This is a genomic window from Dietzia sp. UBA5065 (assembly GCA_002415925.1).
Taxonomy (GTDB): Bacteria; Actinomycetota; Actinomycetes; order Mycobacteriales; family Mycobacteriaceae; genus Dietzia.
Genome location: DIAZ01000140.1, coordinates 20,490 through 21,490, shown reverse-complemented (window position 1 = coordinate 21,490; position 1,001 = coordinate 20,490). Strand labels below are relative to the sequence as shown.

1 protein-coding gene is annotated in these 1,001 nt (G+C 71.3%); it reads left to right on the top strand.

Annotation, left to right across the window (positions count from 1 at the left end; all coding sequences use genetic code 11):
- Positions 1 to 54: 54 nt before the first annotated feature.
- A partial coding sequence (mftD, locus tag B4M60_RS11195; protein WP_291083738.1) for a pre-mycofactocin synthase MftD occupies positions 55 to 1,001 on the top strand: 947 nt, incomplete at its 3' end.

Here is a 1,001-nt window from a genome sequence, read left to right as displayed (position 1 = left end):
CCCAGCCCTACCCCCCGGCGCCCCACCGGCTCCGGGAGGAGAAGGAGGCATCCCGTGTCCCGTCTGACAGCCATCGCCGAGGCCAACCCCTGGCGCCGCAATCCCTGGTTCGAGTCGGTCGCCGAGGCCCAGCGCCGCGCCAAGAAGAAGCTGCCCCGGAGCGTGTACATGGCGCTGGTGGCCGGCAGCGAGCAGGGCGTGACGATCGACGACAACACCGCGGCGTTCGCCGAGCTGGGCCCCAAGCCGCACGTGATCGGCGCCAAGGCCGAGCGGGACATGGCCACCTCCGTGATGGGGCAGCCCATCAGCATGCCGGTGATGATCTCGCCGACCGGCGTCCAGGCCGTGACGCCCGACGGGGAGGTCGACGTGGCCCGCGCCGCCGCCGCCCGCGGGACAGCCATGGGCCTGAGCTCCTTCGCGTCCAAGCCCATCGAGGAGGTCATCGCGGCCAACCCACAGACCTTCTTCCAGGTGTACTGGCTGGGCGGCAAGGAGAGGGTCCTCGAGCGTCTTGAGCGGGCGAAGGCCGCCGGGGCCGCCGGTGTCATCCTCACCACCGACTGGTCGTTCTCCATGGGTCGCGACTGGGGCAGCCCGTCCATCCCGGAGAAGCTCGACGCCAAGGCCATGCTCACGCTGGCGCCCGAGATCGTCGTCCGCCCGCGCTGGGCCGCCCAGTGGGCCCGGGACGTGGTGGTCAACAAGCGGTTCCCCGATCTCACCACGCCCAACCTCGTGGCCCAGGGCGAGATGGGCCCCACGTTCTTCGGCGCCTACGGCGAGTGGATGGGCACCCCGCCGGCCACGTGGGAGGACATCGCCTGGGTGGTGGAGAACTTCGACGGGCCCGTGATGCTCAAGGGGATCACCCGGATCGACGACGCCAGGCGCGCGGTCGACGCCGGCGTCACCGCGATCTCGGTCTCCAACCACGGAGGCAACAACCTCGACGGCACCCCGGCGTCCATCCGGTGCCTCGCCCCGATCGTCGACGC